We start from the raw sequence: 24,893 nt of genomic DNA on the forward strand, positions 1-24,893 counted from the left end.
ACGTCTCTTTCAGATAATGAAAAGAAGAGTGTCGACTGAGTCAACACTCTACGCGACTGCCCGTCGCACAAAAAGACGGCTGGCTTTGCCGTCTTTTTTATGCCTTAAATATTCCGCCAAATCCCTTTACGAGCGAAGATACCTGTGAAACGGCATTGACCATTTGGCCTGCCGTATTAATCATTTTGTTAAAATCAATCGACCCATCCTGTGACTTAAATGAATTCATGATGGATTGCATGCCGCTTGGCTGTTTGGGTATGAAGCTTTGTTTAGGATATGGATTCATAATCGGATACCCGCCCATTGGCGAATAGGACTGAGCGAAGGTTTCCTCCTTCGGCTGCAAAGGGTTTTGAAATAAAAACTGTGAATCTTTTTGCTGGTAAGGCTGATTTTGCATAGACATATAGTGTGCGCCGATTCCAGGCTGAAAATTTTGGGGAAATGGCTGTGATCCCTGTGAAGAATAAGGAAATTGCTGCGGATTCATCCATCCATTAGCGGCCATTTGAGGATAGTACGGGTACGTTTGCTGGCGGAATCCAGAAGGATGATTCCACTCTTGACTAATGAAATTCGGCTGCATCACTTGTCCCGGATATCCATAATGAAAATGATGATTGGGACTCATGGTACCAGACACGGGCAAACATCTCCTCTTTATTTATCTGCTACACATTATGAAGGTTCTCCCTGATAGGTGATTCAATAAAGATAGCTAAAGTTGTCAAACCGAAAAGAATTTTGTCTAAAGTTTAAATTTTATAAAAACTAAAAATCTTCCTTTTCTATGATACGATTAGGAAAATGATGGAGGAGGAGTATCTATGGACATTTGCGAATTAAAAAGTAAGTTTTTACAATCACGGGACTTTACTACCGAAGATGTAAATGCACTAATGGATTTTGCTAAGAAGACCTATATTCATAATGAAATTACGATCAATGAATATCGCCAGCTTGTCCGTGAATTAGAGAACCAAGGCGCAAAATTGCCTGCCGAGGAAGACTCCCTCATCGAGAATACGAAGTAAACATTGAAAAGAGATGCTAATTGGCATCTCTTTCCTTTTTTCTTAATTCTTTTATTAATTCTGTAAGGAAATATTCAATCGTTCTATTGGCATTTAAAAACATAGCTTTGCTTGTTCCAGGGAAAAAAGCCTGGATGGAAATCCGGTCCATGTGCTCTGAAGCAATATCAATTTGTTTCCGATGAATATGCTTTGGAGATTCCTTTTCCATCCACTCTTTCGCCATCTCTGCCCATTCGTCCTTTAAGGATTTAACCTCATTTGCAAAAGGTTTTACGACTTGATAAAAATCCTTCTCCTTTTTGGTTTCCCTGACTTCTTCATAATATTTTAAACACATCTGATTATATGCTAATAGTTTTTCTGTTAATTTAAGGAGCTTTTCCTCCATTTTCTTCCCCTTCAATCCTCGTTAGATAAAAGAGCAGCATCAAAAATGGGCTGCACACCCTTTTATCTTATCGGAAGTTAAAAACCTAATTCAAGTTTTAAGGATTGAGGCATATTGGCAGTATGGGATTGGGCCATAATCACCGAATGACGATAATGATCTTCCAGGACAGACAGCTTTCTGGATGACTCAGCTAATTTCCCCTGTTCTTCCTGATCAAGCTCGCAGCGCCTATTTGAAAATGAGGCATTTAGAACCACTTCCAACTCTTCCAATTGATCATAGATCTCTGTCAGTTTGGCCAATAGCTTTTCTTTATTATTTTGCGGTTTAATCATCTAGAACCCTCCTCATGATTTTTGCCAAGAGAAATTATTCTCATTACCCTCCACCGAAGAAAAGTGGAACAGGACAGTATGTTTAGTATCAATAATTCTCCCTCTCCTTACTGCTTCCTTCATGGTTGACAAAACTAGAAGTGTTTCGCTAAAGAAAGTGCCAAAGCGGCATATTCCTAACCCGGATTCGACATCTTCCCTCCGCATGAAAATTGCCATTTCGCACAAGCTAGTAATGGAGGTGTTATGAATGTCTAAAAAAAATCGTCAATCCAAAAATCAAGCAAAAGCGGCACAACCTGAAAAAAGCGCAGGGTACGGCGATAAAAAGCTGGAAGGGCCTAATCGTCCTGCGGAATGACCTGAAAAAAGCAAGGAATCTCTCCTTGCTTTTTTCAATTCACCTCTCCTAGTCGAGTATCCTTTTAAGTGAGACTAATAATTGAAGCTGATTGGATTTCTTGTAGTACCAATCAGTCAGATGAATAGGATGGGGAAACCGCGCGGGAGCATGGAGCCAAAACGGCGATACAAACCGTTCTTCGCTCCAGTCCTCATATTCATGCTGATGGTGCTCCACAATCGGGAATACCGTCCGCAGCATCGGCGTTCTGCCTGCAGTCCTTGCTTTAAAGTACTGTTCATAATCAAACCTTGAACCAGTATGGGGTGTTTTTTCCGCAAACTCAATAAAATAAGGATAAAGCCGGGGATGAAACAGAATCCGCACCAATCTTTTTCCAAGCCTAATCCGTTTGGAAAGGGACCTAAATCCATATACACTTGCCCCATACACCTCTCCCCCACAGGTTGGAAATAACACGCAGCTAAAATGCAGCCAATCTTGAAAATTAAAAATAAAGGAATGAAACACTTTTCTTTCATAGATTGGGTGCTCAATGACTGGAGTTTGAATCACATTTTGTTCATTTATAATCAACGCTGTTGTCAGCCTGCCAATGTCTTTGGAGTTCCAATAATGCTCCCATTCCTTTTGCATAAACTTGGAAACATGGAATATAGAAAGTAAATGAAACAGAGGGCGGTTTAGTTTCGTCGAATATTGGTAGAGCAATAACTGGGGATAGGCATCATGGAAAATAAGCCAATTGGCCCGTTCATAGGTCATAAACAGCTGCTTTCTGACTTCCGATGCAAGCAATTGACGAAAGGCCGTCCCTTCTAAATCACACATATTCCAGCCGCCATTTCTTGACACCATACTGGCAAGAAAGGACCAAATAATCTCAGGACATTTTTTAAAGTAGGAAAAATAGGCGTCTGTTCTGGAAATATTATCAATATTTTTCTCGCTTGTATCCATTTGAATTTGACTAATAATATTCTGTTCGTGTATTGTAAGATGATTCATATGGCTATTTCCTTTATAAATTTGCTAGTTTATCAGGATCAGATGGATATTTTCAAACTTCTCTAAGTAAAATGGTTCATTTCTTTTCTTGGCAATAACGGTACAATTAATAGTAGTATTTGCGGTGAAATGTATTTTATTCACCCATTTTTACATTGAGTTGGTATGATAATGTATGGCTTAAAGAGGTGAATATCATGAGTGTGAATTACCCAAACGGAAAAAAATATTTTCAGAGTCAAGCAAATCCCAAGTTAACGGTGAGAAATCATAAAGATGGCTCTTATAGCAATCGAGGGATGACACTAGAAGAAGATCTAAATGAAACGAACCAATATTATCGGGAACAAAAAATTGCGGTTATACATAAAAAACCAACACCCATTCAAATTGTCCAGGTTGATTATCCCAAACGCAGTGCAGCTGTCATAAAAGAAGCTTATTTTAAACTTGCATCAACCACTGATTATAATGGTGTATATAAAGGCAAATATATCGATTTTGAAGCAAAGGAAACACAAAATCCAACATCGTTTCCGTTAAAAAACTTTCATCAGCACCAGATTACCCATATGGAGGAAGTATTGAATCATGGCGGAATTTGTTTTGTCATCATTCGGTTTACCAAATTTGACGAAGTCTACCTGCTGGGTGCGAGGCACTTATTGGCCTACTGGGATCGAATGATTAATGGCGGAAGAAAATCTATTACTAAAGAAGAAATTGAAGAACATGGACATTATATCCCTTTGGGCTATCAGCCAAGAATTGACTATATTAAAGTGTTAGAAGATACGGTTTGAAAGGAAGGACTTTCCAATGGCTGAACAATATCAATCGAGAGAGGAACGCCGTAAGAAACTCCAGACAAAAGGCAAGCCAAAAACCAAGAAAAAATCAGGAGGACTGGCCAAAAAGATCTTTCTGATTCTCATCATTCTGGGATTTGCCGGTTTGCTGGCCGGTGTTGGTACCTTTGCCTATTTGGTGAAGGATGCCCCCAAGCTTGATCCGAAATTATTAAAAGATCCAATCCCTTCGAAGATTTTAGATAAAGATGGCAACCCCGTCACAGAGGTAGGTGCCGTTAATCGGGAATATGCCAGCTACGATGATATCCCAAAAGTGCTCGAAAATGCGATTTTAGCGACAGAGGACTATCGGTTTTACCAGCACCATGGAATTGACCCAATCCGTTTAGGTGGGGCCATCGTTGCCAATTTCCGGGAAGGTTTTGGTGCTGAAGGCGGAAGCACGATTACCCAACAGGTGGTTAAGAATTCGTTCTTAACACATGAGAAAACGATTAAACGGAAAGTCCAGGAAGCTTGGCTTTCTTACCAATTGGAACAAAGATATACAAAACATCAAATTTTTGAAATGTATGTAAACAAGGTCTTTGTTTCCGAAAATAGTTTCGGAATGGCCACAGCTGCTAAAATTTATTATGGCAAAGAGTTAAACGAATTAACCTTGTCTGAAGCTGCCCAAATTGCCGGAATGCCGCAAAGCCCGAATAATTACAACCCGTTTACGAACCCAGATTTGGCAGAAAAACGGCGCAACATTGTCTTAACTCTTATGGAGCAGCATGGCTTTATTACGAAGGAAGAAATGGAAGAAGCAAAGAAAGTAAAAGTTGCTGATACGGTTCTAAAACCGGAACAGCGAAACGTAAATGACAAACCCTATGATTCTTTTGTGGACCAAGTTATAGCTGAGGTAAAAAACAATACAGATTTTGATATTTTTACCGATGGATTAACGATCCATACCACATTGGACTCTAATGCCCAAACATATGTCGATAAAATTTTGAATACCGATGAAGTCATTGCCTATCCAGACAGCCAGTTTCAAGCTGGAATTGTGCTCCTTGATACAAAAACAGGAGAAATTCGGGCGATTGGCGGCGGAAGAAACCAGGAGAAACGCGGCTTTAACTATGCCATCCAATCGCAGCGCCAGCCGGGCTCTACCATTAAACCAGTACTTGATTATGCCCCGGCCATTGAATACTTAAATTGGGGCACTTATCAAATGATTGAAGATAAACCAATCACCTATTCCTCTGGGAAACCATTTGGGAACTATGACGGGAAATATAAGGGGCCAATGACCATAAGGACTGCCTTGCAATTATCACGAAATACCCCAGCAGTCCAAGCACTACAGCAAGTAGGACTGGATAGGGCTAAAGATTTTGCTGTCAATTTAGGCATTCCTTTAAAGGAAATTTATGAGTCATATGCTATTGGCGGTTTTGGTGGAAAAACGGTTGGGGTGTCTCCGCTTCAAATGGCTGGTGCTTACAGTGCATTTGGCAATAATGGGATATATACCAAACCACATGCCGTTATCAAAATTGAGCTCCGCGATGGTACCGTCATTGATATGGCACCGGAGCCAAAGGTAGCCATGAAAGATTCAACCGCCTTTATGATCACCAGTATGCTTAAAAGTGTTCTCGTTTCACCAGGAACCGGCACAAGGGCAAACGTGCCTGGCGTACCTGTTGCAGGGAAAACAGGAACGACTAATTATACAACCGATGAAATGAAACAATGGGGAATCGAAAACAAAAGCTCAGTTCCTGACGCCTGGTTTACTGGCTACTCCACCAACTTTACTGCCTCCATTTGGACCGGTTATAAAGATAGAAAAACACCAATTGAGGCTGAAGGGGATAACCAGAGAATTGCCCAAATTATTTTTAGAAATTTAATGTCCTATGTATCAAAGGATATCGACACACCCGATTTTACTATGCCGAATAGTGTCCAAGAGGTCAGAATTGAAAAAGGCTCCATGCCTCCTGCCCTTGCAGGAGACTTTACGCCTGATAGCGAAGTCATTACAGAATACGCTGTTAAAGGGTATGCTCCTAAAACGGTTTCCGAAAAGTTTAATAAGCTTGAGGCACCTGCTAATCCTGCCGCCACCTATGATGCCGCCTCAAAACAAATCATTTTAACATGGGAGTATAGCAATTCTGCAAATGCAGCAGTCCAATTTGATATTGCGGCCGATAACGGAAATGGTCCGACACATGCCGTTCAAAAGGAAAATCGCCTGGCCATTCCTGCCAGCCCAGGTGACAAATATACCTTTACCATTACCGCCATCAGTGGAAATAGAAAAAGCGATCCGGTCTCAACCTCCATCGAAATCCCACTGCCAGCAGGCGATAGCCATGGGAATGATGGGTGGAACGGCGGCAACAACGGGAATGGCAATGGCAATGGGAATGGGAATAACAATGGCAATGGGAATGGGAATAACAATGGCAATGGCGGCAATCAAGGTGGAGCAGGCACAGATAACGGCAGCGGCCAAGATGCCGGGAATGTCTCACCCCCCGTCATTGCTCCTGATACCCAAAGCTGGCGTGGACGCTGGCGCAGCAGTGGCCATTAATCAAAAAAATCGTCTAGGAAGTGGTCCTAGACGATTTTTTTATGGTTTGTTTGACGAACAGCTTTTCCAATTCAATCATCAATTCAGAAAGCTGTCTGTAAGAGTGAAATAAAGCGGGTCTCTTTCTAATAAACTCTAATCTTTCTTCAAGATTTATTGGTTTAATCATGAATTGGGGATATAGGGCAGGCTGGGAATGATGATAGTCATCTCGGCCGTTTGTTATATACAATAAATGAATTAATAGGCTGATACCTTGCTTCATCTTGGTTTCTGCCTTTGCTTGGTCCCTGTCTCTGAAGAATCCCTCAAGCTCTTGTTTCATTTCTCCCCATTCTGTCAGTATCTTTTTAGCGGTATCCTGCTGATTATTCACTTATTTCCTCGCATCCTTTTCTTCCCCTCTCGGCATAACTCCAATAGAGGGCAGCTTGGACATTGGGGATTTTGGGCTTTGCAATGGTATCTGCCAAAAAAGATTAACCGATGGTGTGTAACCGACCATTCGGATTTAGGAACCTTTTTCATTAAAGTATTTTCGACTTCCAATACGGAGTCCTTCCACCTGCAAATTCCCAGCCGCTTACTTACTCTCTCCACATGCGTATCTACGGCAATGGCCGGTATTTCAAAAGCCACCGACACAACCACATTTGCCGTCTTCCTGCCCACACCTGGCAGCTTTGTCAGCTCGTCACGATCCTTTGGCAGTTCACCATGATAATCATTGATTAGCATCCGGCATAAGCTTTGAATATTCTTTGCCTTATTCCTGTAGAGCCCAATGGAACGAATGTCATTTTGCAATTCCTCGAGCGGCACACTTAAATAATCCTCAGGAGTCTTATATTTATTAAATAATTCCTTTGTCACCTTATTGACAAGAGCATCCGTACATTGCGCCGATAAGGATACGGCAATGATTAGTTCAAATGGGTTCGAATGATTTAATTCACAGTGTGCGTCAGGAAACATTTCTGCAATTTGGTCTAAACAATAACGGATTTGCGAATTATTTAGCAACTTTTATCCACCTGCTTTAGCTTAGAATGAAAAATAAACGAGAGCAGACTCTCGTTTCCAGTTTTATTGATCCAGCCAATTGTAAAAAGGAACCGTTGGCTGATTAGAATCATCTCTCACTTTCCCTTTTTGCGTCTGATATTGACGGAACTTGCGGCCATGATTTTTAGCCTGTTCAATTGTTTTAATGCCATTTTTCTTCCATTCAAAAAGGATTCTATCAATATAGCGGAAATTTAGTTTGCCGGACATAACGGCTTCCCTTAAAGCCGCTTTAATAATGATGGGATCATGGTGGTCATCGTCCATCCACATTGCCAGGGATTCACATTCAAAAGGAGATAAAGGCCGGCCGAACTCCTGCTCAAAGCTAGTATATAAATCAGTCTCCTCCGACTTTTTCGCCACCTCTTGTTCCGCTTTATTAGATAGCAGAAACAACTCCACTAGCTTTTCCCATAATGGTTGAATGGAATACTTTTCATAGCGGATTCCTTCGTTTGAGTACTCATCGATAATTTCAAGATACCCTCTTTGGATCAGCCTGCGAAGAGAATCATTACATTCATCAATCGTGACAGTCATCCGGGCTGACAGTTCTTCCGGTGTTGGAAACGGATTGCCTTTTTCTATAAAGGTTAAAATATTTAGTAACAGGACAAGCTCTATTTCAGTTAAATTTAATTTACGATACTCAGCAAATAAAAGAGTTGGAACCGTAATCGTACCTTGTTCCAGCCAGTTTAATAACATTGTTTTCATTTTCGGCACCTCCTAAGGTAGTATAACATGAACCTGCCTTGTTGGGTAAGTGCATTAGGTATCCAGTTTAGGAATCGAGTAGAGGGAAAATAATTTAACTTATTTTCGCCCCTCTAACAACACCGTACGTACGGATCTCGTATACGGCGTTTCAATTTATATTACAGTGTGTACTTTTAGGTAACGTTCCAAAGCAGAGGGGACTCCCCTCTGCTTTAGTCTTTTGTTTGAGATTGCTCTTTGTACGACTTTTGATAACCCTATATATCGGTAGCCTTTTCGACAGTAGGTTAGTCCTTTTGCTTCTTCCTTCGGAATCTTCCATTGCTTCCAGATAATTACTCTAATTCTAGAACGGAGTTTCATATCTGTTCGTTCCATTACTCTCTTCATATTTGCAATTCTGAAGTAGTTTACCCAACCGAATATAACCTGTTTCAGCTTTAGAATTCGGTAGTCTAGTGGAACACTCCAGTTTCGCTTTGTTAGTTGTCGAAGCTTCCTTTGAAATTTCTGCACTGAAGTTGGGTGGGGTTTTACATGATATATCTTGTTTTTCGAATCAAAATAATACCCAAATCCCAAAAATTTTAACTCTTTAGGGCGAGAGATTTTACTCTTTTCAACATTTACTATCAATCCTAATTTCCCTTCTATAAATCTCGCGATTGATTCCATTACTCTGCTAGCTGCTTTTTCACTTTTCACAAAGATAAGGGCGTCATCAGCGTATCTCACGAACCTTAGTCCTCTACTCTCTAGTTCCTTATCAAGTTCGTTTAACATAATATTACTCAATAATCGACTGTACATCTGTACATCCGCAAGACCTCCCAGGGTAAGACAACTATCTTTCCTCTTTTACTCGCCTGATTTACCTAATAAAGTTACGCACATCTTTTGGACTTTGGCTTGTCTTGTAGCCTCATCCCTTTATTAAGCCTTAGTATCAGATTTCTGTTCGTCGAGCCAAGATTTTATTCCACGCTTCCTCCAACCCTTACCTCACGATAAATGCCCTGCGCTTCCTTAGTGGTTGGTCGATGTGTACCCCCACAGTGGACTTTCACCACCTAGATAGTTGCCATGCCTGGCACACAAGAAAAAAGCCTGCTGCTGCAGGCTTCCTCCTGATTAGAATGGGCAACTTTATTTAACTGCCTTGCTTTTTTCTTCAACGAATTGGTGCATTCTTGCTACTGCTGTTTCCAGCTGGTCCAGTGCGGCGGCATAGGAAAGGCGAATATTGTCTGGAGTGCCGAACCCAGAACCAGGCACAACGGCAACTTTAGCTTCTACTAGCAATCCCTCGACAAATTCATCTACACTCTTATATCCAGTCAGTTCAGCAGCCTGTTTAACATTTGGATAGAGGTAGAAAGCTCCCTGCGGCTTAACGCAAGAAAATCCAGGAATAGCAATGAGTTTTTCATAAATAATTTCAAGGCGCTGTTCAAAGGCTTGGCGCATGTCCTCCACCGTCTGCTGCGAACCGGTATAAGCCGCAATCGCCGCATACTGAGCTGTTGTGGTTGGATTTGAAGTGCTATGGCTGGCAAGGTTCGTCATGGCCTTAATAATAGTTTTGCTGCCGGCCGCATATCCAATCCTCCATCCTGTCATGGAGTGGGATTTAGAGACACCATTAATGACAATCGTCTGCTCCTTTAATTCAGGTGAAAGCTGGGCAATAGATACATGGCTGGCCTGCCCATATATTAACTTTTCATATATTTCATCAGAAACGATGAGAATATCCTGCTCCAAACAAACCTTTCCTAACGCCAGCAATTCGTCAGCCGAATAAATGACGCCTGTAGGATTGCTGGGAGAATTAATAACCACAGCTTTAGTTCTGCCGGTTATCGCATCCGCGAGCTGTTCAGGAGTAATTTTAAAACGATTTGCTTCAGAGCCTTCAATAAAGACAGGAACACCGCCTGCAAGCTTGACTTGCTCTGGATAGCTTACCCAGTACGGAGTAGGAATGATGACCTCATCGCCTTCATTTAAAAGCACTTGAAATAGAGTGTAAAGCACATGTTTAGCGCCGCTTCCGACAATAATTTCACTTGGCTCATAGGTCAGGCCTTGGTCTGTTTCAAATTTATTGATAATGGCTTTCTTTAAAGCAGGGAGTCCTGCTGATGGTGTATATTTTGTATGGCCTTCGTTCATTGATTGAACTGCAGCATCTAAAATATGCTGAGGTGTATTAAAATCAGGTTCCCCTGCCCCTAATCCTATTACATCCACACCCTGCTGCTTCAGTTCCTGTGCCTTTGCCGTAATCGCCAATGTAGTAGAAGGCGTCAGTGCCATTACCCGCTTTGCTAATTCGATTGCCATTACCTGTTCCTCCATTCATATCCTTCTATAAATTTTCAATTTGTTTCAGCCATTCCCCTGTTTCAAAATGAACATAATAATAGTTTATTAAGTTATCTTTAGAACGGTAATAAATTTCCCATAATGGGATGTTTTTCTCCATTCCCAGCCTGACTGACATAATTTTTTCTGGATTTTTTTCTTCTAGCAGTTTTTGAATGGCTTCCTCTCTTGTAAGACCTGAACTTGCATTTTTAACCAATACTTGTTTGGTTTTTTCAGGAATCCATACAATGATATTTTTACCCTGCTTGTTTTTCCCTTCAATTACATTTACTATTTCTAAACCATTATAAATATGGAAATCCTTTACTTCACTAAACTGGACCTTATTGCCAGCAAGCTTGATTGCATTTTCTTCAGCTGCCTTCACAGGCCCCATTGCAGTCATATATACTTTTATGGATATCCCCACAATTATCAATACCAAGAGGATAGCCGCAATAATCCATTTTTTCACATTCTTCACTTCACTATGTACAAATTGTATAAATAAATCACATGCTGTTTCTTTCCGTTTACTATTCGTTTCATCCATTTTCCCCCAGTAATTTTGCAAAACTTTAATCGGATAAAATCCTATGAACTATTATAGCAGGTAATAAAAAAACTTGCCCTGATTGAAGGAGAGATTTATACAAAAATTTAAATAAATTACTTCTCACCCAAGTAGTCACAGGGAATATCATGGTAATATTCCCCAATCTTATTATTATAGCCAAGTTTGTATCACCTTTATTAACTCATTCATGGAACCCTTTTTTATGGAAACGGGAGGAATAGATTGTAAAAAGTACTTTCCATAATTTGTTGTCATAATTCGTTTATCAAAAACTACGATGATTCCTCTGTCCGTTTCAGAACGGATTAAACGGCCAAATCCTTGTTTAAATCGCAAAACCGCTTCTGGAAGTGCAAATTCTGTGAAAGGATTGCCGCCGTGTTCTTCGATCATTTGACATTTTGCTTGTGTAATGGGTTCTTCCGGCGGACTAAACGGGAGCCTGACAATCACTAAACAGGATAAATCTTCCCCGGGAATATCCACTCCTTCCCAAAAGCTGCCCGTACCGAAAAGAAGCGCCTTTTCAAACCTCTGGAAGCTTCTTGTAAGCCGCATCCGGCTGCCTCCAGTAATTCCTTGAGCAATCAGAACATAATCCTCCAGAAAACCGCTTTCCCGGATTAATTCATATGTTTTCTTTAACATATCATAAGCTGTAAAAAGGATCAGCATTCTTCCATTAGTGGCTTCCGCTAAGCTGATGATCTGTTCCGATATTGCAATCACATACTCATCTAAAGATACCGCATTAACTTCAGGAAGGTCACTCGGGATTAACATCTGTACTTGGTCTTTATATTCAAAGGGTGACGGGATCACCAGCTGCTGGACTCCGATAGGGTCAAGTCCTAATTCTTTCATAACATAGGTAAAAGAGTGATTGACTGTTAACGTGGCTGAGGTGATGACAATTCCTTGCTTCACAGAAAAAAACTTTTCTTGCATTGTACCTGCAACCGAAGCAGGCTGGGCCATAAAAGCTGTTACATTTTGAGGAGAGCGAAAATCTATCTCAACCCATTTCACATCATCAGTGGCCTTCATAAAACAACTTTTTACCGTGTTTTTCAAGTTTATTAACTCATTTAACCATGTCAGAAGGTCAGTTATGATCGTTTCATCTTCGTCCGTATAAGCCTTTTGCTGATCTTTTAACCATTCCACCCGTGCTTCAACTGCCGCTTGAAGATCAGATAATGAAAATGCCAGCCGCTCAGCACTGTGAACGAGAGCTTTGCTTTGCTTGCTCTTGTCTGTATAAGAAAAGCGGATTTTGGTCCGAAAAGAACTGCTTGAATCTACTTGTTTGGACTTGGCAAAAATGCCAACCAGTTTAAAGAAATCATCGACTTCATAGACTGCCTGTGTCACAATTTCATTTACTTGAGATGTATGCCCTAATTCCGAATGTGAATCAGGAAATGCTTCAAGCAGTTTTTCCAGTTTATAAAACAATTGTCCCTGTTCATACTGGCCGAATTGCCCTAACAGCAGCCGAGTGGAAAAATAATCGAGCGAATGCCCAAAAAATTGGGCTGCAGTTTTTTCAAGATGATGCCCTTCATCAATGATGGCAAAATCATACTTTGGCAGAATTGTGCCTTCGTCTTTTATATCACTTAATAATAATGAATGATTTGTAATAATGATATCTGACGACTCTGCCTTTGCTTTTGCCTGCTTATAAAAGTCTCGGTCATTCCATAGGTGATTCTGAGGGAAAACAGGGGCCTCATTTTTAATTTTATTCCAGAAAAGCAGCCCTCCGCTTGACAGATTTAATTCATCCTTGTCACCTGTCTCCGTCTCAAGCAGCCATATGAGAATTTGCATCTTAGTCAAAGTGGTATCGTAGTTATCATTTTCATCCTGCAAAGTCAGAAAAAACTTCTCTAAACTTAGATAATGGCTTTTTCCTTTCAGCAATACAGCCTTAACCTGAAATGGCAGCATTTTATTTAATTCAGGGATGTCCCTTTTTAAAATTTGTTCCTGCAATTGTGTAGTTTGTGTACTAACAACAATAGGTTTATGATGCTGTTTGGAAAAATAGGCTATCGGCAGCAGATATCCCAGCGACTTTCCGATTCCAGTGCCAGCTTCAATTAGCGAATGTGTCTTCGTTTGAAAGGACATATAAACAGCATCCATCATCTCAAATTGGCCGGTTCTTTTTGTGTACGTTCTATTTCCCTTCCTGAGCACTTCTAGCTTTTCAGTATCATCGGCAGGATAAGCGAACACGTTTTTATTTTCATTTGAACCTGTTTCCTCATGTGGTTTCCTTAAAGCTAATCCATTATATATTTCTACGGACTCATCTAATGGTTCTTTCTGATTTTCTATTTCTGACAGGAGTTCATCAAGCAGCTGCTGCAAGTCGCTTTTAAGCCCTCCAGAAAGCGGCAGAAGCTTCCTGAGCGTCACAGCTGGTAGTTTTGCCAATCGTTTAAGAAACAGAAGAAACAGTTCAGCCGTAACTTCAGCATCACTGTCAGCCTGATGCGGATGATCATGCTCAAGTTTCTCCCTTTCAGCCAGATCAGATAGTTTATAACTATCGGCAGTAGGGTATAGAATTCTGGCCATCTCTACTGTATCAAGAACAGAACCATAAAATCCCCCAAAGCCTGACTGAATCAGTTCCTCTTGAAGGAACGATAAGTCAAACAGAACATTATGTGCAACAAAATAAGCATCTTCTAATAACGCATTTACTTTATCGGCTATTTCCGTAAAAAATGGGGCATCCTTCACCATTTCATCGTCTATTCCAGTTAATTCCTCGATAAAAGGAGGAATGGACTTTTGGGGATTGACAAGGGACGAAAACTTTTCAGTGATTTGGCCATTTTCAATAACCACTGCTGCAAACTGAATAATTTTGTCACCCTTTTTCGGCAAGTTCCCAGTCGTTTCAAGGTCGACGACCACAAATTTATTTAACATTTCAATTAACACCCCAAAACTTCGCGTTCCTTAAACAGCTGCCCTAACAATGATTATACTGCCAGCGGCAGCCACTTTCACTTAACCATTATAATAAAGTCTTGCAAAAAAGAAAAATCCCCTGCAAGAGGGGATTTTTCACATGATGGTAAGAGCAGGTTCAGCATTGATGAGTTCTTTAATTTTGTTACGTTCATCCATAATGGCTACCTTCGGCTTATGGGTGGATAGCTTTTCCTCTGGAACCATGATGTAGGAAATAATAATGACTACATCTCCAGGCTGCACGAGCCTTGCTGCAGCGCCATTTAAACAAACAACCCCGCTTCCCCTTTCACCTGGAATAATATAGGTCTCCAATCTGGCACCATTATTGTTATTAACAATTTGCACTTTTTCATTGGCAATCATACCCACTGCGTCTAATAAATCTTCATCAATCGTAATGCTGCCAACATAGTTTAAATTCGCTTCAGTCACTATTGCTCGATGGATTTTGGCATTCATCATGGTGCGAAACATTTCGAATCCTCCCTTGCTAGTCTATATCGATTATCACATTATCAATTAAACGGACCTTAGAAAATTTTACTGCAAGGGCAATAATAATCCTGCCAGTGAGTTCTTCCAATGGTTTTAATTGTGGATACGATAATAGTCCAATGTAATCTATTTTTCCGCTTGATTGGTTTGTAATCATGTCATCGATTAACTGAATCAATGAGCTTGGATTCCGTTCCCCTTCGTTGATTGCCTGATGCGCTGCCTGCAAGCTTTTGTAAAGAATGGGTGCTTCCTGCCTTTCATCAGGCAGAAGATTCACATTCCGTGAGCTTTTGGCCAGCCCATCCTGTTCTCTGACAATATCGACGGCAACTAGTTCAACTGGAAAATTAAAATCTGAGACTAACCCTTCAAGTACGGCGACCTGCTGCGCATCTTTTTTTCCAAAATAAGCACGCTCTGGCATCACGATATGAAACAGCTTGGTAATGACGGTAGCCACCCCGTCAAAGTGCCCCGGCCGTGATTTGCCGCACAAAACGTCTGAACGGTCCTTGACTGAGACCGTGACTGCCGGCTCATTTGGATACATTTCGGCAACTGACGGATAAAACAAATAGTCGACTTTCTCACTTTCAGCCAAGGCACAGTCCCGGTCAAAATCACGGGGATATTCAGCAAAATCCTCAGTCGGCCCAAATTGCAGCGGATTGACAAAGATGCTCATGACCACAATATCGTTTTCTTTCCGGGCATTTCTTACAAGTGTCAAATGACCTTCATGCAGATACCCCATCGTAGGCACAAAACCAATCGATTTCCCTTTCTTCTTCTGATGAATCATTTCAGCCTGCATCGCCCTAATTTCTGTCACAACTTTCATGATTTACCCCCATAGAGTCCGTTAAGCTCATGTTCCTTCATCGTATAGGAATGCTTATCTTCCGGGAATTGCTGATTCCTTACTTCCGAGGCGTAGGCCTGGATTGATTCAATCATAAAAGTGTTGACAGAATGGTATTGCTTGACAAATTTCGGCACTCTTTCCACACCATAGCCTAAGATATCATGATATACAAGTACTTGCCCATCCACATTGACACCTGCTCCAATTCCGATAACCGGTATGTCCAATAACTTGGCCGCTTCCTCTGCCAGCTGTTTAGGTACACATTCCAAGACAATAGCAAAGGCGCCCGCTTGTTCGCATTTTTTCGCATCTTCCAGTAATTTTCTCGCAGCTTGGGCATCTTTGCCTTGCACTTTATAGCCTCCCAGAACACCTACCGATTGCGGGGTCAGCCCTAAATGGGAGCAAACAGGTATACCAGCATTTGTCAGGGCAGATATTTTTTCAATTACTTCATCTGCGCCTTCCAGCTTCACTGCATGCGCCCCTGATTCCTGCACGATCCGTCCGGCGGCGATTAATGTATCCCTTACAGATAAATGGTAGGATAAAAATGGCATATCGGTCACGATAAACGTGTCTTTTGCCCCTCGTTTCACAGCCTTGGTATGATGGATCATATCATCAAGCGTCACAGGAATAGTAGAATCATAGCCAAGGACTACCATTCCAAGCGAGTCACCGACTAAAATCATATCGACTCCGCCCTGTTCAGCTTGTTTAGCAGACGGATAATCATATGCCGTCAACATCACTATTTTTTCGTTGTTTTGCTTCATTTTAAGAAAATCAGTTGTTTGCTTCATTTTCATTCCCTCCTCATTAAATTGGGGAGAGGTGACAAAACGACAAAAAGAATAAACAAAAAGGATCCTTCTGAAGGCAGAGGATCCCTAAGTGTTCTTTGCGTGTTCCATCCCTCTGTCCCGGTCCGTATTTCGGATCTAGGCAGAAACCTATTTCATTTTAGCAGTTCTAAATAAGGTGCAGTTCTATCGATACTGCCCAAACAAATTATACAAAATTTACAAAATTCCATCAAGATATTATTTTTACTGCAGTTCAATGTCAGCTGAGTAAACATGATGAATGGAGCCAGCTTTATCCTCCAGCATCAGCACTCCTTCATCGGTTATGCCTAAGGCTTTTCCTTCGATGACATTGGTGAGGGTCCTCGCTTTTATTACCCTGCCAATACTGATGGCATACCCTTCCCATAAAATCTTAATCGGATAAAACCCTTCTTTAAGATAAAGTATATATAGTTTTTCAAAATGGGAAAAAATACTTCTTATCAATGCCGAACGAGAAGTCAGGCTGCCAGACTCAATGTAGAGCGAACTAGCAATGCCATGCAATTCAGCAGGAAAGTCTTCCTGTTTTTGGTTAACATTCAAGCCTATTCCAACAATAATGGAGTGAATGCGGTCCGCCTCGGCTTGCAGCTCTGTCAGGATTCCCGTCACTTTTTTGCCATTCAGCAAGATATCATTCGGCCATTTGATTTCCGGTGTTAAGCCAGACATCTCTTCGATAGCCTGCACAATCGCAACAGCAGTCAGCAGGGTTAACTGAGGAGCTTTGGTGGGCGGAATATTCGGCCGAAGAATCAAGCTCATCCAGATGCCGGTATATTTAGGCGAATGCCATTTTCGATTCAATCTGCCCTTGCCTGAAAGCTGCTCCTCCGCAATGACGACTGTGCCTTCAGGGGCATTTTCGGCAGTGAGCTTGTGGGCAATCAATTGGGTGGAGTCCACGCTTTCTTGATAGTGAATGTTTTTCCCAATAAATTGGGTCGTAAGTCCAAGGCGTATTTCATCTGCTGTCATTTTATCCGGAGTTTTTAAAATTCGATAACCTTTTTTACGTACGGCCTCTAATTCAAAACCCTCTTTTCTAAGTTCTTCTATATGCTTCCAAACAGCAGTTCTTGAACAGCCGATGACTTCGGCTAAATGCTGTCCGGAAAGAAACTGTTCTCCTGCCTGTGTAAAGGCATCCAGCAGTTTCTTTCTTAATTCTGACTGCACGTCTTCAGCCACTCCTTAATTTTAGGTTTTTCGTTGACTACTTCACCTTCCAAAACTGCCTTTTCAATTTGCAAAAGCGTTTGTTTGAGCCATGGCCCGCCTCTTCGACCAGACCACTCGATCACATCGCTTCCAGTTACATCCAAATCAGTCCTCGACTTAATGGGAAGTTTTTCGTAAAGCTTTAACCAATGCTGAACTGTATTCTTGCCTTGACTGCCATTTATTACGAATGTGAGCTTTTCTACAGATTGAATCGTGTCGTATCCCGCCATATATAACTGATGGGTGGACCATTCCTGGACAAGCCTTTGTCTGGTGAAATATAAGCGATCTTTGATTGCTTTTATATCCTTAAGAGGCAGCCGCCATTCCCGTAAAAAGGCTTCGGTATCCACCTCATAAACTTCAAGGCAATACAAAAGCAGGCACCACATTTCAATTCTGCCTAGATGTTCACAAGAAAATCCGAGCATATCTGCAATCTTTTTTGTGTGTTTTCCCAATCCAGGCAAAAACAGATGAAGGTTGGTTTCTAATAATAGGCTTAAGGCATTTTTTCGGTTTTCACCCATTAGCAGTTTTTCAAACTCTGCCCGTTTTCGTTCCACTGCAATGTTGGCAAGCAGATGATTGAGAATGGATAATGCTTTTAATGTTTCTGGTTCAATTTGAAATGACAGCTGGCTTGCAAAGCGGACAGCCCTCATCATGCGCAATGCGTCCTCATGGAATCGGTCATGTGCCGGCCCTACAGTTTCAATCAGCTTATTTTTGATGGCCAGCTGTCCATTAAACGGGTCGATTACCCTGCCATTCCGATCCATGGCGATGGCATTCATGGTAAAGTCCCGCCGCTTCAAATCTTCCGTCAGGCTGCGAATGAAGGCCACTTCTTTTGGCCTTCGATAATCCTGATATTCCCCTTCTGTCCGGAAGGTGGTTATTTCATACGAATTTCCATGGTAAAGTACGAGAACCGTTCCATGTTCAATCCCAATATCTACTGTTTTAGTGAATATAGTTTTAACTTCATCTGGGACGGCTGACGTAGCAATGTCTACGTCACTAATTTGCTTGCCAAGCAGATAATCCCGGACGGAGCCTCCTACAAAATAGGCTTCAAATCCGGCATCCTCGAGTTTCTTTATAATGGGTACAGCTGAAAGGAAGGGTTCGTTCATGCCAATCACCTTGCCAATAGATTGTAGTAGATCGCTTCATACTGTTCTACAATTTTTTTCATGTTAAATTTCGTCCTAGCGAGTGTTGGCGCTGCTTGAGAAAATTGTTGATGAAGCCTCTCATCTTTCAATAGCTCTATTCCCTTTTGTGAGATGTCTGACACGTCGCCAACTTCACAAATATAACCAGTTACCCCATGTTCAATCACTTCGGGAATGCCTCCGACATTTGTGCCAAGACAGGGAACTCCGCAAGCCATCGCCTCTAATGCAACAAGTCCAAAGCTTTCCTTTTCTGATAATAATAGCATCAAATCGCTAATGGAATACAATTCATCAAGATTCTCCTGCTTTCCCAGAAAAATAACTTGGTCTTCAATAGCAAGCTTGGTGACGAGTTTTGTTACAAGAGACATTTCCGGCCCATCACCGACTAAGAGCAGTTTTGCCGGCATTGCCGCTGCAATGTTCGCAAAAACTTTTACTACGTCTTGAACCCGCTTTACCCCTCGAAAATTGGATACATGGATGATGACTTTTTCCTCATCACTTATTCCAAACTCCGTTTTTAAATGCTGTGCGTCGCTTTTATGATAAATCCGCTCATCAATAAAGTTATAGACGGTTTGAATTTGTTTATCAGGATGAATGAGTTCGTGCGTCTGATCCACCAATGCTTGGGACACAGCTGTAACTGCGTCAGATTTTTCAATGCCAAATTTTATGGCATCTGAAAGGGAGGGGTCTGACCCCAGCACCGTTATATCGGTACCATGCAATGTGGTGATGATTTTAATGTCCCTGCCTAACATTTGCTTGGCCAAAATCGCACAAACAGCATGCGGAATTGCATAATGAACATGAAACAAATCCAGCTTTTCCCTATTTGCCACTTCGGCCATTTTACTGGCCAAGGCAATGTCATAAGGCGGATACTGGAAAAGGGAATATTGATTGACCTCCACCTGATGGTAATAAATATTGTGGTAGATCCGGTTTAAACGAAACGGAACACTTGATGAAATAAAGTGAATTTCATGGCCTTTTTCCGCAAGCATTTTGCCTAATTCTGTTGCGACAACACCTGATCCCCCTACAGTGGGATAACAGGTGATGCCAATTTTTAGTTTTTTCATACATTAATCTCCTATTAAATCACGGTGCAGCAGGATCGGCATTTTTGTTTTAAAGCCTTCCGCATAAGTGACGCCCGCCTGCTTGCCAAACATTCTTTCTCTTGCTTCCACTGTTTCAATATAACCATTGACAAGCGGTGTATCAAAGCTATCATCTGACCTCACAAATTGACTTTCATAAGCGCGCAATGCGGATAATTTTTTTTCGATGAAAGGTGAAATATCGACAGCAAAGTCCGGCCGATGAAAACCGTTTATCATATAGAAATACATTCTGTCTGCCTTGTGCGGCTGGTTCGCCTGTTTGGTCTGGTATTTTTTGATACCGGCAGAAAAAACCGCTTCTTCCACTAGACGTGCACAATTCCCATGGTCCGGATGGCGGTCTTCAAAATATGGCGCAAAGACAAGCTTCGGCTTGTATGTTCGAATCACATCTGCGATTTTATTTATGTATTCTTCGTGCATATATAATCCTCTATCAGGGAAACCAAGTGAGGTTCGATACGCCACACCCAAAATTTCAGCCGACCTGTCAGCTTCTTGTTTTCGAAGTGCCACCGTTCCATTTGAAGAGAGGTCGGCATTTGTTAAATCACAAATGCCAATTTGCTTTCCTTCTGAAACTAATTTGGCAATCGTGCCTCCCATGCCTATCTCAACATCATCAGCATGGGCGCCAAAAGCAAGAATGTCTAATGTTTTATTCATTGTCATCACTTTCTTCATTTACAATTTTCCGCCAATCCAATAAGCCTTCATCGATTCCTCTGATTAATAATTCTGCTGTTCCCATATTCGTCGCAAGCGGGACAGAATATACGTCACATAAACGGACAAGAGCCGTAATATCCGGTTCGTGCGGCTGGGCGGTTAATGGGTCACGGAAAAAGAAAACAGCATCCATATTGTTTTCAGCGATCATGGCGCCAATCTGCTGATCTCCACCAAGCGGGCCTGACTGAAACCGGGTAATCGAAAGTCCAGTTGCCTCCTGGATCCTCATTCCTGTTGTTCCGGTAGCAAATAAATGATGTTTAGCGAATGTGAACTGATAGGCTGTCGCAAACTGCACTAAATCATCTTTCTTTTTATCATGGGCAATTAAGGCAATGTTCATAGTTATTCTCCTAATCTAAAATATTCTCTAGGCCATAAACAAACTTGTTTTGCTGCATTATGGTTTCAACTGCTACCTTTACACCAGACATAAAAGAACTGCGGTCATAAGAATCATGACGAATCGTCACGGTTTGTCCATCTGCGCCAAATAAAACCTCCTGATGGGCAATTAATCCTGGCAAACGAACGGAATGAATGTGCATCCCATCGTACTCTGCACCACGGGCACCTTGAATGGTTTCCTTTTCGCTGGGATGTCCTTGTTTTTTTGGTTCTCTGACAGATGAAATCATCTGGGCAGTTTTAACGGCTGTGCCAGAAGGAGCATCCAATTTTTTGTCATGGTGGAGCTCAATAATTTCGATATTATCAAAGTATTTGGCCGCCATTTGGGCGAATTTCATCATCAATACGGCACCAATGGCAAAATTGGGAGCAATAATGCAGCCCAGATCTTTTTCCTGGCAGATTCGTTCCAATTGTGCCAGGTCTTCCTTTGTAAACCCTGTTGTTCCCACAACAGGCCGAACATTATGCTCCAAAGCAGCCAATGTATGGTCCATTCCTGCTTCTGGAGTCGTCAATTCAATTAATACATCCGCTTGTTCCGTTTCTAGACATTTTCTAATATCCGAGTATACAGGGACATTTGGAATGGTTTGAAATCCATCTATATCACTTAGCATCATTCCATCATTTTTATGGTCAATGACAGCAGTCAGCTTAAAATGTCCTGTACTCGTTACCATTTTGACTGCCTCGCGTCCCATTCGTCCACGAGGACCCGCAATTATCACTTTAATTGTATCACTCATTACCATTACTCCCCTGCTCTATTCTTGTCCAACGATTTTTATCCCTTGTATTAAATTTCTCCATGACAGCATCGTGGGCCTGTTCTAAATCAATATTTAACGAATTGGCTAAACAGATCAGGACAAACAACATGTCCCCTAGTTCTTCATCTATTTCCTTTTTCGTCTCGGTATCCTTTTTAGGCTTTTCTCCATAATAATGATTTATTTCCCTAGCCAGTTCACCCAGCTCCTCTGTCAGCCTTGCCAGCATCGCAAGCGGGCTAAAATAGCCCTCTTTAAATTGACTTATGTATGTATCAACTTCTTTTTGTAGCTCTTTCATGGATTTGCCATCCGACAACATTGTTCACCCCGCTATTATTAGTTGAGTCTATAATCATGTTAGCTAAATTAACGCTGATTTACAAATGTTTTCGTTTTTCCAAACTGCTTTTATGCCTGATTGCGGTAACCCAGTTATTTCGATATAATAAAAACCGCCATTAAGGGAAAAACATGGAAGAGGGGGAAAGAAAATGATTTATGGACTCAAAGTGAAAAATATACTTTTTATCCTGTTAGGATCAGCTATTATGGCTTTTGGCCTCGTAAATTTTAATATGCAGAATAAATTGGCTGAAGGCGGCTTTACGGGAATTACCTTGCTGCTTTATTTTTTGTTTCATTGGGACCCGTCCTATACGAACCTCTTATTGAATATTCCTCTCTTTTTTATTGGCTGGAAATCATTAGGCCGGAATGCTTTTTTATATACCATTTTAGGAACAGTCGGCGTCTCTATGTTTCTTTGGGTCTTTCAGCGGATCACCATTGAAATGCCTCTTGAGAATGATTTAACACTTGCTGCCCTATTTGCTGGTGTATTTACCGGAATTGGATTGGGGATAATCTTTCGTTATGGCGGCACAACTGGGGGAGTCGATATAATCGCCAGGCTTGTGCAAAAGTATGCCGGCTGGAATATGGGAAAGACTATGTTTTTGTTTGATGCTTGTGTCATTGCCCTTTCTTTAATGACCTACCTAAACTACAAACAAGCAATGTATACACTCGTTGCCGTATTCGTCAGTGCTAGAGTGATTGACTTTATCCAAGAGGGGGCTTACTCTGCCCGGGGAGCCATGATTATTTCCGAAAAAAATGATCAAATAGCTGATAAAATATTGCAAGAAATGGGACGAGGTGTAACAGCACTTAGGGGATATGGGGTATACACGAAAAATGAACGAGATATCTTATATTGTGTTGTCGGGAAAAGCGAAATAATCCGCTTAAAAAACCTGATCACCACCGTGGATCCTCATGCATTTGTCTCAATATCGGTGGTAAACGATGTACACGGTGAAGGCTTTACACTAGATGAAAACAAAATGCCGATAATCGATTAAAAAAGCAATGTCATAGACATTGCTTTTTTAATCTTCATTTCTATTCATGCCAGTAAATATCAATAGCAGTCTCAGCAGTTCGAGTACAGCGACAGCTGCGGCAGCAACATAGGTAAGAGCTGCTGCGTTTAAAACCTTTTTCGCTTCTGTCCTTTCTCTTTGATCAATGAGTCCGAGTGAGACCACTTGATTCATCGCCCGATTTGATGCATTAAACTCAACCGGCAAGGTCACAATTTGGAATAGTACCGCAGCGGCCATGAAAATGATTCCCAACAATAGCATACCTGACAATTGAGCAAATATACCAATCATAATCAGAATCCATGAGAGATTCGAACCAATATTCGCAACTGGCACTAATGCGTGGCGGAACCTTAAAAAAGCATAGCTTTCAGAGTCTTGGATGGCATGTCCACATTCATGGGCAGCGATTGCTGCTGCTGCGATGGATGTACTGTGATAATTTTGCGAAGATAAACGGACTGTTTTAGTACGCGGGTCATAATGGTCGCTTAAATATCCTCTCACTTCTTCAACACCAACATGATACAGGCCATTTGCATTTAGGATCTCTCTTGCTGCATCGGCACCTCGACGAAGTCCGGCAGAATTAACCCTGGAATACTTTGCGTAGGTACCTTTTACTTTCATTTGAGCCCAAATAGGAATGAGCGCAATGATGATGAAATAAAGAAGATAGTACATACGATACCTCCTAATCAGCTCTAATGAAATAAATTTTAGTAAAGCTGATTAGATGCGTCAATCTTTATGCTCCCGTGAGCGGTCTTTTTTGAGGTCCCTCTCCCCTTGATACTTTCTCCAGCCAACATAAGATAAAGTCATGATAATAATGCTCCCCGTTGAAATAATTACCCACCATAATGATGGGTCCGCATCATCATCTTCAATATTGGTGAATAGCTTTTTTAAATCAGCATCAAGTTTATCAAGCTCCTGCTGCCCTTCTGGATCGTGGATAATTTGGGAACGATATTCATCAATGAATTTAATGCGAGCATCTAATCTTTGTATATTTTCTGCCGGCACATCAATTTTCATACTAGGATAGATCACATTATATAGGGATAGAAATGTATTGAAATTCGAGTGAAAATCAGCTGAATCGCCATTGGCTGCCGCTTCCCTTGCCTGGTTGAACGCTGTTCTGACTGAATCCTCCATTTCCGTCCATAACGGCTGGCTGCTTGTTGCAATAGCATCAATGACAAGGCGGAACTTAGTCAGTTTATTGATTCGCTCTTCATGACCCATATCCGGACTGAGGGCGGCTTCCATCGCCTCATCACGTGAGCTGTTAATAATCCTTACCTCATCCATTGTTAATGGCTGCGCATTAACGGAAAGACTTTCAAACTGATTGGAAAAATAGTCAAGCATCCTCTTGGCATCTTCATATCTATGAAACTTTACCATTTGCAGAGCTTCATCCGAGATGTCATCTAACTTGTCCATTGGCGATTCAGGCTCAGCCGAGACAGACATAGGAATAATGGCAAAAAAAATGGCAAATAAAAGGAACCACTTCATTT

At 41.4% G+C, this 24,893-nt stretch carries 27 protein-coding genes; 4 read left to right on the forward strand and 23 right to left on the reverse strand.

The genetic code is table 11. From position 1 onward, the window contains the following. Window positions 1-97: 97 nt before the first annotated feature. Window positions 98-646 (reverse strand): YppG family protein, encoded by a 549-nt coding sequence (locus NFS43_RS17875; protein ID WP_251554129.1) that lies wholly within the window; start codon window positions 644-646, stop codon window positions 98-100. A 184-nt stretch (window positions 647-830) separates the two neighbouring features. Here NFS43_RS17875 and yppF point away from each other — a divergent pair, with 184 nt between their 5' ends. Then, window positions 831-1,037 carry a YppF family protein gene (gene yppF, locus NFS43_RS17880; protein ID WP_251554130.1) on the forward strand — a complete coding sequence of 69 codons (207 nt, stop codon included), beginning with the start codon at window positions 831-833 and terminating at the stop codon, window positions 1,035-1,037. A 16-nt stretch (window positions 1,038-1,053) separates the two neighbouring features. Here the strand turns inward: yppF and NFS43_RS17885 are convergent, their stop codons facing one another. From NFS43_RS17885 to NFS43_RS17895, 3 genes are all read right to left on the reverse strand, one after another. Continuing rightward, the gene (locus NFS43_RS17885; protein ID WP_251554131.1) at window positions 1,054-1,428 is read right to left on the reverse strand and encodes a DUF1798 family protein; all 375 of its coding nucleotides are present in this window, start codon (window positions 1,426-1,428) and stop codon (window positions 1,054-1,056) included. Between the two features lie 77 nt (window positions 1,429-1,505). Continuing rightward, window positions 1,506-1,766, reverse strand: coding sequence for a hypothetical protein (locus NFS43_RS17890; protein WP_251554132.1), 261 nt, complete (start codon window positions 1,764-1,766; stop codon window positions 1,506-1,508). Between the two features lie 409 nt (window positions 1,767-2,175). Further along, the gene (locus tag NFS43_RS17895; RefSeq protein ID WP_251554133.1) at window positions 2,176-3,138 is read right to left on the reverse strand and encodes a DUF2515 domain-containing protein; all 963 of its coding nucleotides are present in this window, start codon (window positions 3,136-3,138) and stop codon (window positions 2,176-2,178) included. Between the two features lie 197 nt (window positions 3,139-3,335). Here NFS43_RS17895 and recU point away from each other — a divergent pair, with 197 nt between their 5' ends. Together recU and NFS43_RS17905 are read left to right on the forward strand one after the other, a co-directional pair. Beyond that, window positions 3,336-3,941, forward strand: a complete 606-nt coding sequence (gene recU / locus NFS43_RS17900) for a Holliday junction resolvase RecU (RefSeq protein ID WP_251554134.1) — start codon at window positions 3,336-3,338, stop codon at window positions 3,939-3,941. Between the two features lie 16 nt (window positions 3,942-3,957). Continuing rightward, window positions 3,958-6,555, forward strand: a complete 2,598-nt coding sequence (locus NFS43_RS17905; protein ID WP_251554135.1) for a transglycosylase domain-containing protein — start codon at window positions 3,958-3,960, stop codon at window positions 6,553-6,555. A 13-nt stretch (window positions 6,556-6,568) separates the two neighbouring features. Here the strand turns inward: NFS43_RS17905 and NFS43_RS17910 are convergent, their stop codons facing one another. The 17 genes from NFS43_RS17910 to NFS43_RS17990 all read right to left on the reverse strand — a co-directional run bounded on the left by NFS43_RS17910 (window position 6,569) and on the right by NFS43_RS17990 (window position 22,292). Then, on the reverse strand, window positions 6,569-6,931 hold the full coding sequence (locus tag NFS43_RS17910; RefSeq protein ID WP_251554136.1) for a YpoC family protein: 363 nt from the start codon (window positions 6,929-6,931) through the stop codon (window positions 6,569-6,571). Next, entirely contained in the window at window positions 6,928-7,578 is a 651-nt protein-coding gene (nth, locus tag NFS43_RS17915) for an endonuclease III (protein WP_251554137.1), read from the reverse strand. Before nth ends, NFS43_RS17910 begins: the two co-directional genes overlap by 4 nt. A gap of 63 nt (window positions 7,579-7,641) precedes the next feature. Next, window positions 7,642-8,340: a DnaD domain-containing protein gene (locus NFS43_RS17920; RefSeq protein WP_251554138.1), complete on the reverse strand. Its 699-nt coding sequence runs from the start codon at window positions 8,338-8,340 to the stop codon at window positions 7,642-7,644. Between the two features lie 156 nt (window positions 8,341-8,496). Beyond that, window positions 8,497-9,153 carry a group II intron maturase-specific domain-containing protein gene (locus NFS43_RS17925; RefSeq protein WP_277613967.1) on the reverse strand — a complete coding sequence of 219 codons (657 nt, stop codon included), beginning with the start codon at window positions 9,151-9,153 and terminating at the stop codon, window positions 8,497-8,499. A 336-nt stretch (window positions 9,154-9,489) separates the two neighbouring features. Further along, window positions 9,490-10,683 (reverse strand): pyridoxal phosphate-dependent aminotransferase, encoded by a 1,194-nt coding sequence (locus NFS43_RS17930; RefSeq protein ID WP_251554185.1) that lies wholly within the window; start codon window positions 10,681-10,683, stop codon window positions 9,490-9,492. A gap of 31 nt (window positions 10,684-10,714) precedes the next feature. Next, complete coding sequence (locus NFS43_RS17935) at window positions 10,715-11,266, reverse strand: cell wall elongation regulator TseB-like domain-containing protein (protein WP_251554141.1); 552 nt, start codon at window positions 11,264-11,266, stop codon at window positions 10,715-10,717. Window positions 11,267-11,440: 174 nt separating this feature from the next. Continuing rightward, on the reverse strand, window positions 11,441-14,242 hold the full coding sequence (gene dinG, locus NFS43_RS17940) for an ATP-dependent DNA helicase DinG (protein ID WP_251554142.1): 2,802 nt from the start codon (window positions 14,240-14,242) through the stop codon (window positions 11,441-11,443). Window positions 14,243-14,380: 138 nt separating this feature from the next. Beyond that, window positions 14,381-14,764, reverse strand: a complete 384-nt coding sequence (panD, locus tag NFS43_RS17945; RefSeq protein ID WP_251554143.1) for an aspartate 1-decarboxylase — start codon at window positions 14,762-14,764, stop codon at window positions 14,381-14,383. A 16-nt stretch (window positions 14,765-14,780) separates the two neighbouring features. Next, on the reverse strand, window positions 14,781-15,629 hold the full coding sequence (gene panC / locus NFS43_RS17950) for a pantoate--beta-alanine ligase (RefSeq protein WP_251554144.1): 849 nt from the start codon (window positions 15,627-15,629) through the stop codon (window positions 14,781-14,783). Further along, a complete protein-coding gene (gene panB, locus NFS43_RS17955; RefSeq protein WP_251554145.1) occupies window positions 15,626-16,462 on the reverse strand; it encodes a 3-methyl-2-oxobutanoate hydroxymethyltransferase in 837 nt (278 codons plus the stop codon). Before panB ends, panC begins: the two co-directional genes overlap by 4 nt. Window positions 16,463-16,708: 246 nt before the next feature. Beyond that, complete coding sequence (locus NFS43_RS17960) at window positions 16,709-17,689, reverse strand: biotin--[acetyl-CoA-carboxylase] ligase (protein ID WP_251554146.1); 981 nt, start codon at window positions 17,687-17,689, stop codon at window positions 16,709-16,711. Further along, complete coding sequence (locus NFS43_RS17965) at window positions 17,674-18,873, reverse strand: CCA tRNA nucleotidyltransferase (protein WP_251554147.1); 1,200 nt, start codon at window positions 18,871-18,873, stop codon at window positions 17,674-17,676. The genes NFS43_RS17960 and NFS43_RS17965 overlap by 16 nt, the downstream gene beginning before the upstream one ends. 5 nt (window positions 18,874-18,878) lie before the next feature. Continuing rightward, window positions 18,879-20,009 carry an N-acetyl-alpha-D-glucosaminyl L-malate synthase BshA gene (gene bshA, locus NFS43_RS17970; protein ID WP_251554148.1) on the reverse strand — a complete coding sequence of 377 codons (1,131 nt, stop codon included), beginning with the start codon at window positions 20,007-20,009 and terminating at the stop codon, window positions 18,879-18,881. 3 nt (window positions 20,010-20,012) lie between these two features. Then, window positions 20,013-20,720, reverse strand: coding sequence for a bacillithiol biosynthesis deacetylase BshB1 (gene bshB1 / locus NFS43_RS17975; protein ID WP_251554150.1), 708 nt, complete (start codon window positions 20,718-20,720; stop codon window positions 20,013-20,015). After that, window positions 20,713-21,129 (reverse strand): methylglyoxal synthase, encoded by a 417-nt coding sequence (mgsA, locus tag NFS43_RS17980; protein WP_251554151.1) that lies wholly within the window; start codon window positions 21,127-21,129, stop codon window positions 20,713-20,715. Before mgsA ends, bshB1 begins: the two co-directional genes overlap by 8 nt. Window positions 21,130-21,139: 10 nt before the next feature. After that, on the reverse strand, window positions 21,140-21,946 hold the full coding sequence (dapB, locus tag NFS43_RS17985; protein ID WP_251554152.1) for a 4-hydroxy-tetrahydrodipicolinate reductase: 807 nt from the start codon (window positions 21,944-21,946) through the stop codon (window positions 21,140-21,142). Further along, window positions 21,939-22,292: a nucleotide pyrophosphohydrolase gene (locus NFS43_RS17990; protein WP_251554153.1), complete on the reverse strand. Its 354-nt coding sequence runs from the start codon at window positions 22,290-22,292 to the stop codon at window positions 21,939-21,941. Before NFS43_RS17990 ends, dapB begins: the two co-directional genes overlap by 8 nt. Before the next feature lie 172 nt (window positions 22,293-22,464). On the opposite strand from NFS43_RS17990, the gene NFS43_RS17995 reads away from it, so the two are divergent. Then, window positions 22,465-23,337: a YitT family protein gene (locus tag NFS43_RS17995; protein ID WP_251554154.1), complete on the forward strand. Its 873-nt coding sequence runs from the start codon at window positions 22,465-22,467 to the stop codon at window positions 23,335-23,337. Window positions 23,338-23,364: 27 nt separating this feature from the next. Here the strand turns inward: NFS43_RS17995 and NFS43_RS18000 are convergent, their stop codons facing one another. Continuing rightward, the gene (locus tag NFS43_RS18000) at window positions 23,365-24,045 is read right to left on the reverse strand and encodes a zinc metallopeptidase (protein WP_251554155.1); all 681 of its coding nucleotides are present in this window, start codon (window positions 24,043-24,045) and stop codon (window positions 23,365-23,367) included. Between the two features lie 57 nt (window positions 24,046-24,102). Then, a complete protein-coding gene (gene ypjB, locus NFS43_RS18005; protein ID WP_251554186.1) occupies window positions 24,103-24,891 on the reverse strand; it encodes a sporulation protein YpjB in 789 nt (262 codons plus the stop codon). Window positions 24,892-24,893 lie beyond the last annotated feature (2 nt).

It is taken from the genome of Neobacillus muris (assembly GCF_943193175.1).
Lineage (GTDB): Bacteria > Bacillota > Bacilli > Bacillales > Cytobacillaceae > Neobacillus > Neobacillus muris.

Coding starts and splice junctions, on each gene's coding strand:
- yppF (WP_251554130.1), top strand. CDS start 831: ATGGACATTTGCGAATTAAAAAGTAAGTTTTTACAATCACGGGACTTT.
- NFS43_RS17885 (WP_251554131.1), bottom strand. CDS start 1,428: ATGGAGGAAAAGCTCCTTAAATTAACAGAAAAACTATTAGCATATAAT.
- NFS43_RS17890 (WP_251554132.1), bottom strand. CDS start 1,766: ATGATTAAACCGCAAAATAATAAAGAAAAGCTATTGGCCAAACTGACA.
- NFS43_RS17895 (WP_251554133.1), bottom strand. CDS start 3,138: ATGAATCATCTTACAATACACGAACAGAATATTATTAGTCAAATTCAA.
- recU (WP_251554134.1), top strand. CDS start 3,336: ATGAGTGTGAATTACCCAAACGGAAAAAAATATTTTCAGAGTCAAGCA.
- NFS43_RS17905 (WP_251554135.1), top strand. CDS start 3,958: ATGGCTGAACAATATCAATCGAGAGAGGAACGCCGTAAGAAACTCCAG.
- NFS43_RS17920 (WP_251554138.1), bottom strand. CDS start 8,340: ATGAAAACAATGTTATTAAACTGGCTGGAACAAGGTACGATTACGGTT.
- NFS43_RS17925 (WP_277613967.1), bottom strand. CDS start 9,153: ATGTACAGTCGATTATTGAGTAATATTATGTTAAACGAACTTGATAAG.
- NFS43_RS17935 (WP_251554141.1), bottom strand. CDS start 11,266: ATGGATGAAACGAATAGTAAACGGAAAGAAACAGCATGTGATTTATTT.
- dinG (WP_251554142.1), bottom strand. CDS start 14,242: ATGTTAAATAAATTTGTGGTCGTCGACCTTGAAACGACTGGGAACTTG.
- panD (WP_251554143.1), bottom strand. CDS start 14,764: ATGTTTCGCACCATGATGAATGCCAAAATCCATCGAGCAATAGTGACT.
- panC (WP_251554144.1), bottom strand. CDS start 15,629: ATGAAAGTTGTGACAGAAATTAGGGCGATGCAGGCTGAAATGATTCAT.
- panB (WP_251554145.1), bottom strand. CDS start 16,462: ATGAAGCAAACAACTGATTTTCTTAAAATGAAGCAAAACAACGAAAAA.
- NFS43_RS17965 (WP_251554147.1), bottom strand. CDS start 18,873: ATGAACGAACCCTTCCTTTCAGCTGTACCCATTATAAAGAAACTCGAG.
- bshA (WP_251554148.1), bottom strand. CDS start 20,009: ATGAAAAAACTAAAAATTGGCATCACCTGTTATCCCACTGTAGGGGGA.
- bshB1 (WP_251554150.1), bottom strand. CDS start 20,720: ATGAATAAAACATTAGACATTCTTGCTTTTGGCGCCCATGCTGATGAT.
- mgsA (WP_251554151.1), bottom strand. CDS start 21,129: ATGAACATTGCCTTAATTGCCCATGATAAAAAGAAAGATGATTTAGTG.
- dapB (WP_251554152.1), bottom strand. CDS start 21,946: ATGAGTGATACAATTAAAGTGATAATTGCGGGTCCTCGTGGACGAATG.
- NFS43_RS17990 (WP_251554153.1), bottom strand. CDS start 22,292: ATGTTGTCGGATGGCAAATCCATGAAAGAGCTACAAAAAGAAGTTGAT.
- NFS43_RS17995 (WP_251554154.1), top strand. CDS start 22,465: ATGATTTATGGACTCAAAGTGAAAAATATACTTTTTATCCTGTTAGGA.
- NFS43_RS18000 (WP_251554155.1), bottom strand. CDS start 24,045: ATGTACTATCTTCTTTATTTCATCATCATTGCGCTCATTCCTATTTGG.
- ypjB (WP_251554186.1), bottom strand. CDS start 24,891: ATGAAGTGGTTCCTTTTATTTGCCATTTTTTTTGCCATTATTCCTATG.